Origin of the sequence: Streptomyces sp. ActVer (assembly GCF_027270795.1) — a bacterium.
Taxonomy (GTDB): Bacteria; Actinomycetota; Actinomycetes; order Streptomycetales; family Streptomycetaceae; genus Streptomyces; species Streptomyces umbrinus_A.
In genome coordinates, this window is sequence record NZ_JAPWHT010000454.1 from 1 (window position 1) to 8,286 (window position 8,286).

An 8,286-nucleotide genomic window follows, 5' to 3' on the forward strand; every position below is an offset into this window, starting at 1 on the left:
CGCTCCGTTGCGGCGGTGGGCCGCGGGGGTGGGGGTCGGGCCGGGGGCGTACGACGAGCAGGGGCCCGTGTTCGTGCACGCCGAGGAGTGCGGGGGGCCGTTGGGGGGTGGGCGGTATCCGTTCGCTCGGCCCGGGGTTCTGCGTACCGTGCGGCGGTACTCCGGCGAGGGGCGCATCCTCGGGGGGCGTCTTCTCGACCTCCCGTCGACGCCCGACGAATCGCTGGACGCGGCCTTCTCCGAGGCCTTCGCCGATCCCGAGGTGGCTCTGGTGCACGTCCGTGCGGTGGAGTACGGCTGCTTCCTGTACGAGGTGCGGCGGCCGTAGGGCTTTTCGCCCCCGCCGCCCCTACCCTCCCCCCACTCTCGGCTTCGCTCGAGCGGGGGGACCCCCACCGTCACCTACTCAGGGGCTCCGCCCCGAACCCCCAAAAGACTGCGCAGTTCCCCGCGCCCCTTTTGAGGGGCGCGGGGAACTGCGCGATCAGCCACGGCGAACCCGTAGTGGGGGGACCGTCAGGCCTTGAGGTCCGCTGCCACCAGCTCCGCGATCTGGACCGCGTTCAGCGCGGCGCCCTTGCGGAGGTTGTCGTTCGAGACGAAGAGGGCGAGACCGTGGTCGACGGTCTCGTCGGTGCGGATGCGGCCGACGAACGACGGGTCCTGCCCGGCGGCCTGGAGGGGGGTCGGGATGTCGGAGAGGGCGACACCCGGGGCGCCCGCGAGGAGCTCCGTCGCGCGCTCCACGGACAGCGGACGCGCGAAGCGGGCGTTGACCTGGAGCGAGTGGCCCGAGAAGACGGGGACACGGACACACGTGCCGGAGACCTTGAGGGCCGGGATCTCCAGGATCTTGCGGGACTCGTTGCGGAGCTTCTGCTCCTCGTCGGTCTCGTTCAGACCGTCTTCGACGATCGAACCCGCGAGCGGGAGGACGTTGAAGGCGATGGGGCGCTTGTAGACGCCAGGCTCGGGGAAGTCGACCGCGGAGCCGTCGTGCGTCAGCTTGTCCGCGTCCGCCACGACCTTCTGCACCTGACCGTGCAGCTCCGCCACGCCCGCGAGCCCCGACCCGGACACGGCCTGGTACGTCGCGACGATCAGCGCTTCGAGGCCCGCCTCCTCGTGGAGCGGCTTGAGCACCGGCATCGCGGCCATCGTCGTGCAGTTCGGGTTGGCGATGATGCCCTTGGGGCGGTCGGCGATCGCGTGCGGGTTGACCTCGGAGACCACGAGGGGGACCTCCGGGTCCCTGCGCCACGCCGACGAGTTGTCGATCACGACGGCACCCTGGGAGGCTACCTTCTCGGCGAGGGCCTTGGAGGTGGCGCCGCCCGCGGAGAACAGGACGATGTCCAGGCCGCTGTAGTCGGCGGTGGAGGCGTCCTCCACGGTCACGGCCGAGCCCTTGTAGTCGATCGTCGAACCGGCCGACCGCGCCGAGGCGAACAGCCGCAGCGTCTCCATCGGGAAGTCCCGCTCAGCGAGGATCTTGAGCATGACCGTGCCGACCTGACCGGTGGCTCCGACGATTCCTACCTTCACGGCGACTCCTTTTGCCTGTGCATTACTGGCCAGTGTTCCATCATGCGTCTCACCCCGGCCCGCCTGTCCAATCCTTTGACCTCGTAGACCGAGGACTGGGACGGGTCGGGCCGGGGTGAGAGCCGAGTGCTCGGCCCGGTTTCCGTACCGGTGTGACATTCGACTCCCGGTTCTGAAGATTCCCGGAATCGGGCCGAACGTTTCCCGCACCAGCGGCGTCATAGAGAAAACGCGGCGAGGGGAGGGGTGGCTGTGCTGCGCAGAAAAGCCCGCCGCGTCCTGGGGGGCTGGGAGAGCGCCGGGGGGACGCTCGACGACCCCCTGGACGCGGCCCAGGAGCGCCGGGTGCGAGCCGTGCTCGCGCTCGGCGGGGTGCCGCAGGCGGACCTGCCGGACGGGGTGCAGCAGGTCCGGCTGCGGCTCCTGGAGCGCGCGGCGAGCGGGGCGGAGGCGCCGCGTGACGTGTCGGCGTGGGCGGCGGTCGTCGCCTCGAACCTGGCGATGGACTGGCATCGCGCCAGGCGCCGCCAGGAGCGGATCGGTGAGCGGCTGGCCTCGCTGAGGCAGTCGCCGCACACCGAGGACGACTCGGGCGACGACACGAAGGTGATGTCGCTCGCGGTGGCCCAGGGCCTGGACGAACTGCCGGACGCCCAGCGGCAGATCCTCGTGCTGCGCTTCTACGCCGACCTGCCCGTCCGTGGCATCGCCGAGGAGCTCGGCATCCCGGAGGGCACGGTCAAGAGCAGGCTGCACACGGCGGTCCGCGCGCTGCGCGCCCGCCTGCACGAGGACGAGGTGGTGTGACGTGGCCGAGTACGAAGGAACGGACGCGCTGATGGCCGCGCTCACGGACGGACCCCTCCCCGAGGACGCCCGGGACGACGCGGAGTTCCTGGCGGAGCACCGGTCCGCGCTCGCGGACATCGCCCAGCTCAGGGAACAGCTGCGGCTCATGGGCGACACGCTGGCCGCGGAGACACCGGGTACGGAGGCGGCGAGTACGCGGACACCGGCCGTGGAAGGCGGGCGGTCCGAAGCCGAGCCGTCCCCGGCACCCGTACCGCTCGGGAAACCGAAGCCGCGCAGGACACCCAGGCCGCTCGGGAAACCGAAGTCGCTCAGGGCACCGAAACCGGTCAGGCCGTCACAGCCACCCTGGTACCGGCGTTACGCGGGCGTGGCTCTCGGCACCCTCGTGGTGGGCGCGGGCACGGCGATGCTCGGCGGGATGGTGTGGCTCGGCGTGCAGGGGGGCGGCGGCGCCGGCGGTTCCTCCGACTCGTCGGCCGCGAAGGAGGACTCCGGCGCGGGCGACTCGTCGCTGTACTCGCCGGAGATGCACCTAGCGTGCTCGAAGGTCCTCGTCGAGGGGACCGTACAGAGCATCACGCCCACCGACGACGGGAACGTACGCGTCGTGCTGAAGGTGAAGCGCTACTACCGGCCCGAGCAGTCCGTGGTGGACCACCCGACGATCACCGTCACGCTGCTCGACAGTGCAAGGGCGGACCTGAAGGTCGGCACGTACACCCTGGTGCGGGTGCCGGTGTACCCGCAGGACCGGCAGGACTGGGAGACCGGCTGGGGAGTCGGCGACGCCCGCAAGGGCATCGTGGACGCGCTGCCGGGAGCGCGGGGGATGAAGTGCGCGGGCCCGAACGGGGGATAGGACCGGCGGACGACGAGAAGGGCGGGCGCCCGGTGGGACCGGACGCCCGCCCTTCTCGTACGGAGAGCGAGCCGCTCAGAGAGCAAGGCCGTTCACAGGGTCACGACGCTACGGCGTGACCTTCTCGATCAGCACGCTGCCGGCACCGGCCACCGTGCCCCGGGCGTTCACGAGCTGAGCGCGCCCGAAGAACGTCCGGCCCTCCGGCGGCGCCGCGTTCGCGACGACCTTCGCCTCGACCGAGGCGGTGGCCCCGGTGCCGAGCTTCACGGGTGTCGAGTCGACCTGGACCTCGCCCAGCGAAGGCGCGAAGTACACGTCGAGGTAGTCGTACGCCGTGGAGCCCGCCGGGATCGCGTAGCCGACGACCTCGATGGTGTACGTGCCGGCGGTGGGCGACGGGACGGAGACGGACTCCTCGGAGTCGCCGTCCGCCGACTGGCCGACCTGGTTGCCCTGAGCGTCGTAGACGGTCAGGTCGAGGTCCGCCGCGGCGTCCGAGACGTTGCCGATGGTGACGTCGAGCGAACCGGCGCCCGCGGGCACGTCCACCGTGGTGGTGTCCGTGGCGCCGTCGGCGATGGTCGGCCGGGCGTTCTTGGAGGAGCCGAGCGGGCCGCCCTTGAGCGAACCGTCGACCGGGACGAGCTTGTTCGTCACCTTCCAGGAGACCGGGGCCGGCGTGCCGACCTTGGCCTCGGGGACGGTCACGACCGCCGGGTCGAAGTCGGCGCCGAGCACCTCGACGTTCAGCTTGTACGGGTTGTCGAGCACCGGCGACGTACGGCGCGACTCGACCTCGATCTCCCAGACGCCGGGCTGCGGGTCGGCGTACGAACGCACGTCGGGCCTGCAGCCGTTGCCGTCGAGGTAGTTGTTGTAGCAGAACGGCGTCGAGGTGTTGTCGACCGGAACGCCGTACGGGTGGATGGCGATGAACCGGGTCTGGCTCTTGTCCTTCAGCCCGCCGATCGCGACCTCAAGGGTCTTGGCACCCTCGGGGACGGTCACGAAGTACGACTTGCTGGAGTTGCGCTGGACCGTGCCGGACGCCGAGTAGGTGTACTTCAGCGGGGCGGAGACCACGACCGTGGTGAGGACCTGCTTGTCGATGCCCTCGGTCTTCGGGTCGTCGACCTCCAGGATCGCGCTGCTGAGACCGGAGTTCTCGGCCTTGGCCGCGACCTTCACCGTCACCGGCTTGTTCAGCGGCAGCGAGACCTCGTCACTGCCGACGATCCTGAACGTGTCGTCCCGGTTGTTCTCCAGGTGCAGCTCGTGCCGGATCGCACGGTCGGCACCGGTCGTACGGGTGATGGTGACGTCGTACGTCTTCTTCTGGCCGACCTTGAGGCCGCCCTCGCGGTCGTAGAGGCCCGTGCCGAAGCCCGGGGTCTTGAGCGCGAAGTCGATCGCGGTGTCGACCGGGGCCTTCACCGTGTACTCGTGGGCGGTGGCGCCGTCACGGATCGAGTCCCAGGCGTCCGGGACGTTGATGAGGCCCGCGCCCTCCGCGTACGCCTGCGTGCCGCTGATGTGGTCCGCGGTCGAGGTGAGCGCGGTGCGCAGCTTGGCGGGCGTCAGGTCGATGTTCTTCTGCTTCGCGGCGCTCAGCAGCAGCGCGGAGGCGCCCGCGGCCTGCGGGGACGCCATCGAGGTGCCCTGGAGCATCGAGTAGCCGGCCGGCAGAGAGTAGCCCGCCTCGGCGACCGGGCCGCCGGGCAGCCAGGTCTGCGTGGTGTTGATGGAGGCACCGGGCGCGGTCAGCGTCGGCGTGAAGCCGCCGTCCTCACGCGGGCCGCGCGAGGAGAAGGGCAGCATCGCGTACTTCTTCTCGACGGCCGAGCCGTAGTTGGAGGCCCAGGTCTCCTTGGAGATGGACGCGCCGACCGAGATGACCTTGTCGGCCAGGCCGGGGTCGCCGATCGTGTTGGCGCCGGGGCCCGAGTTGCCGGCCGAGATGACCAGCTCGACGCCGTAGGTGTCGATCAGGCGGGTGTAGAGCTCGGCGCGCGCGTTGTTGCCGTCGTTCAGCGCCGGGAGGCCGCCGATGGACATGTTGACGATGTCGACGCCGCGGTTGGCGACGAGGTCGATCATGCCCTCGGTGAGCGCGACGTTGGTGCAGCTGGGGCCGAAGAGGCAGGCGCGGGAGGAGACGACCTTCGCACCGGGCGCGGCGCCGTTCATCTTGCCGCCGAACAGCCCGTTCGCGGCGGTGATGCCGGCGACGTGCGTGCCGTGCTCGCTCGCTATCAGGCCGATGTTGACGAAGTCGCGCTTCTGGCCGAGCCAGTCGCCGCCCAGCGGGTCCATCGGGACGTCCTTGCGGATCTCCACGACGAACGGCTGCCGCTCGACCACGTCGGTGGCCGGATTGTCGGTACCGAAGTAGCCGATCTGGTAGCCGTCCTTGTACGGCTTCATCGGCGCGTCGTCGGTGAAGTCGCTGTTGCCGTTGGAGTCGACACGGACCGTGCCGGCCGCCGCGTCGTACAGGACACCCCAGGCGTCGGTGGTGTCGCCGTCGCGGTTCACGTCGCCGGCCGCGTCGCCGCCGGCGGTCGCGGACTCGCGGAAGAGGTTCACCCGGTAGCTGCCCGCGGGCGCGGTCCAGGTCTTGCCGCTGAAGCTGAACGTGGGCCCGGACACGGAGGTCAGCATCGCGCGCCAGGACGCGTCGCCGTCGATGATCGGGTCGGTGGACGTCACCCAGTCGACGATCTTGCGCTCGCCGGTGGTGGTCTTCTGCAGCGCGGGGTGCGCCAGGTCCACACCGGAGTCGAGGACGCCGATGGTGATGCCCCGGCCGTCCGCCTTCGGGTTCTTCTTCACGAAGTCGACGGCACCCGTCTCGAACGACGGGTTGTACGGGTTCTCGGCGGGGGTGTTCTTGCCGGGCGCCGGGTAGGCGCCGGCCGTCGGGGCCTTCTTGGCACCCTTGGCCGTGTCGCCGGACGGCGTCGGGTCGTCCAGCGCGATCTCCTGGCGCAGGTCGATGCCGTGCACGGAGGAGAGCTTGGCGGCCGCCTTGATGGCCGCGTCGGCCTTGGCGGTCGGGACGGTGGCGCGGACGTAGCCGAGCTTGTCGTAGGTACGGCCCACGGAGCCGCCCTTCACCGCGTCCAGCTGGTCCGCGACCTGCTCGGTCCGCCCCGGCGCGGTGGCGACCATCATCGTGACGTTCTTGTCGCCGCCGGCCTCGGCCTCGGCGAGGAGGTCGGCGTCGTCCGAACCGAGCTTGCCGCTCGCGGACTTGACCGATGTGTCGACGGGAGTACCCGGATCGTCCGCGGAGAAGGCCATGGGTATCGGCCCCGCCGCGGAGAGTGCGGCCACGAGCCCGGCGGCCACGGCTAGGCGCGCCGCACGTCTCGCGCCGGTGATCGGAGCTCGCTGAGGGTTGGGGGTCATCAGCATCCTTGTAGGTAAAGGAAAGTCCGTTGACGATCGGAACGATCGCCCCAGTCCGGTATGTGAACCCGGATGACCGCTCAGCTTTACCCAAGTGATGGATGTTTGGGGAGGGTTGACCGTGGCGTGAAGTGTCCATGGCGTACTTCCGCCATACGCCACCGCGGGCATAGTGGCGTATGGGCGGACATTCCCGTAGGGCTCAGCCCTCTCGCGTGCGCGCGTAGTGGCGGGACGCCTTCGCGCGGTTGCCGCAGGCGGCCATCGAGCACCAGCGTCGGGTGCCGTTCCGCGAGGTGTCGAAGAAGTGCAGGACGCACGCCTCGTGGGCGCAGTGCCGGATGCGGTCGGGGGCGGTGTCCAGCAGTTCCAAGTAGTCGCGGGCCGCGAGCCAGGCCGGCCCCCAGGACGGGTCGCGGAACTCGGCGGCCTCGCCCGGTCCCTCCGCGGTCAGGGTCGCCCTGATCCGCCCGTGCGCGAGCACGGCGTCGACGCGGCCCGCGCCCTCCGCGAGGGATCCGTCCACGGCGGCCCGCAGGGCGTCCCGTGCCGTCAGCGCATGGCGCAGGGTCGCCTCGTCGGCCGTGAAGTCCAGCGCGTTGGCGGCCAGCCACACCGCGAGCCCGTCGGTGTCCGTCAGCAGGTCCTGGGCCACGCCCTCGTGCATCCACCGCGTGTTGAGCAGGTCCAGCGAGAGCGGCTCGCCGGTGAGCGGACGTGGATCCCGGGCGGCGACGGACATCTGGCGGCTCCCTGCTTCCCCGGCCGGTGCGCGTCGACCGGCCCCTGCTAACCGGTCAAGGGTATGTGACCGGTTGACGTTCGCCGATTCTAACTCTTAAAGTTGCCTACAACGGTTAGCCCGCCCTGGGCCCGACACAAGGGGAGTGCCATGTCGACGACCACCGCACTGCGCATCGGCCACACCGGCCTGAACGTCACGGACCTCGACCGCTCGCTCGCCTTCTACCGGGACGTCCTCGGCTTCACGGTGATCGGCGAGGGCAAGGAGGAGGACCGGCGGTACGCGTTCCTCGGCGAGGACGGCCGTCCCGTACTCACGCTGTGGCAGCAGGCCGACCACGGATACGCGGCGACCGGCGCGGGGCTGCACCACCTGGCCCTGGAGGTCGACACGGTCGAGCAGGTCAGGGCGTACGAGACGGCGCTGCGAGCCCAGGGCGTGGAGTTCGCCCACGAGGGCGTCGTGGCCCATCGCGAGGGCGCCGCGTCCGGCGGCATCTTCTTCCACGACCCGGACGGCACGCGCCTGGAGATCTCCACGGCCCATGGCGTGGAGGGGGCGCCGGCTCCGTCGGGCGAGGCTCCGACCTGCGGTTTCTTCTAGCCCGAACCGACAGGAGGAGGACACCGTGACCTACCACTCGGGCTCGCGTGCGGTGCAGGACCGCGTCGGCGTGCGTGACATGGCCGACCATGTCGGACGGTCCATCGGGGAGGGGCTGCGACCGGTGGCCGCCGCCTTCCTGGAACTCCAGCCGATGCTCGTGCTCGGCGCGGCCGACCCGGACACCGGCCGGGTGTGGGCCTCCCCGGTCACCGGCGAGCCCGGATTCGTACGGGCCACCGGGCCGCGGCAGATCTCGGTCGCGCACGGCCCGCGCGCGGGCGACCCGCTCGGCGCGGCGCTCGCC

The 8,286-nt window shown here is 70.9% G+C and carries 7 protein-coding genes and 1 pseudogene; 5 read left to right on the forward strand and 3 right to left on the reverse strand.

Going from position 1 to position 8,286, the window contains the following annotated elements; all coding sequences use genetic code 11:
- The coding region (locus O3Q52_RS43690; protein ID WP_269654078.1) for a DUF1203 domain-containing protein at window positions 1-328 on the forward strand (328 nt) is incomplete at its 5' end.
- Between the two features lie 188 nt (window positions 329-516).
- On the opposite strand, the gene O3Q52_RS43695 is transcribed toward O3Q52_RS43690, so the two are convergent.
- Window positions 517-1,545 (reverse strand): aspartate-semialdehyde dehydrogenase, encoded by a 1,029-nt coding sequence (locus O3Q52_RS43695; RefSeq protein ID WP_269654079.1) that lies wholly within the window; start codon window positions 1,543-1,545, stop codon window positions 517-519.
- A 252-nt stretch (window positions 1,546-1,797) separates the two neighbouring features.
- On the opposite strand from O3Q52_RS43695, the gene O3Q52_RS43700 reads away from it, so the two are divergent.
- Both O3Q52_RS43700 and O3Q52_RS43705 read left to right on the forward strand, forming a co-directional pair.
- Window positions 1,798-2,352 (forward strand): RNA polymerase sigma factor, encoded by a 555-nt coding sequence (locus tag O3Q52_RS43700; protein ID WP_269654080.1) that lies wholly within the window; start codon window positions 1,798-1,800, stop codon window positions 2,350-2,352.
- 1 nt (window position 2,353) lies between these two features.
- Window positions 2,354-3,217, forward strand: coding sequence for a hypothetical protein (locus O3Q52_RS43705; RefSeq protein WP_269654081.1), 864 nt, complete (start codon window positions 2,354-2,356; stop codon window positions 3,215-3,217).
- Between the two features lie 108 nt (window positions 3,218-3,325).
- On the opposite strand, the gene O3Q52_RS43710 is transcribed toward O3Q52_RS43705, so the two are convergent.
- Together O3Q52_RS43710 and O3Q52_RS43715 are read right to left on the reverse strand one after the other, a co-directional pair.
- A complete protein-coding gene (locus O3Q52_RS43710; protein ID WP_269654082.1) occupies window positions 3,326-6,631 on the reverse strand; it encodes a S8 family serine peptidase in 3,306 nt (1,101 codons plus the stop codon).
- Window positions 6,632-6,833: 202 nt separating this feature from the next.
- Window positions 6,834-7,373 carry a CGNR zinc finger domain-containing protein gene (locus tag O3Q52_RS43715; protein ID WP_269654083.1) on the reverse strand — a complete coding sequence of 180 codons (540 nt, stop codon included), beginning with the start codon at window positions 7,371-7,373 and terminating at the stop codon, window positions 6,834-6,836.
- Between the two features lie 150 nt (window positions 7,374-7,523).
- Here O3Q52_RS43715 and O3Q52_RS43720 point away from each other — a divergent pair, with 150 nt between their 5' ends.
- Window positions 7,524-7,979: a VOC family protein gene (locus O3Q52_RS43720; RefSeq protein ID WP_269654084.1), complete on the forward strand. Its 456-nt coding sequence runs from the start codon at window positions 7,524-7,526 to the stop codon at window positions 7,977-7,979.
- A 79-nt stretch (window positions 7,980-8,058) separates the two neighbouring features.
- A pseudogene (locus tag O3Q52_RS43725) lies at window positions 8,059-8,286 on the forward strand (pyridoxamine 5'-phosphate oxidase family protein); the annotation flags it as partial.

Bases quoted from the DNA above. Each gene is read 5' to 3' on its own strand.
- O3Q52_RS43710 (WP_269654082.1), bottom strand. From the start codon at position 6,631: ATGACCCCCAACCCTCAGCGAGCTCCGATCACCGGCGCGAGACGTGCG.
- O3Q52_RS43715 (WP_269654083.1), bottom strand. From the start codon at position 7,373: ATGTCCGTCGCCGCCCGGGATCCACGTCCGCTCACCGGCGAGCCGCTC.
- O3Q52_RS43720 (WP_269654084.1), top strand. From the start codon at position 7,524: ATGTCGACGACCACCGCACTGCGCATCGGCCACACCGGCCTGAACGTC.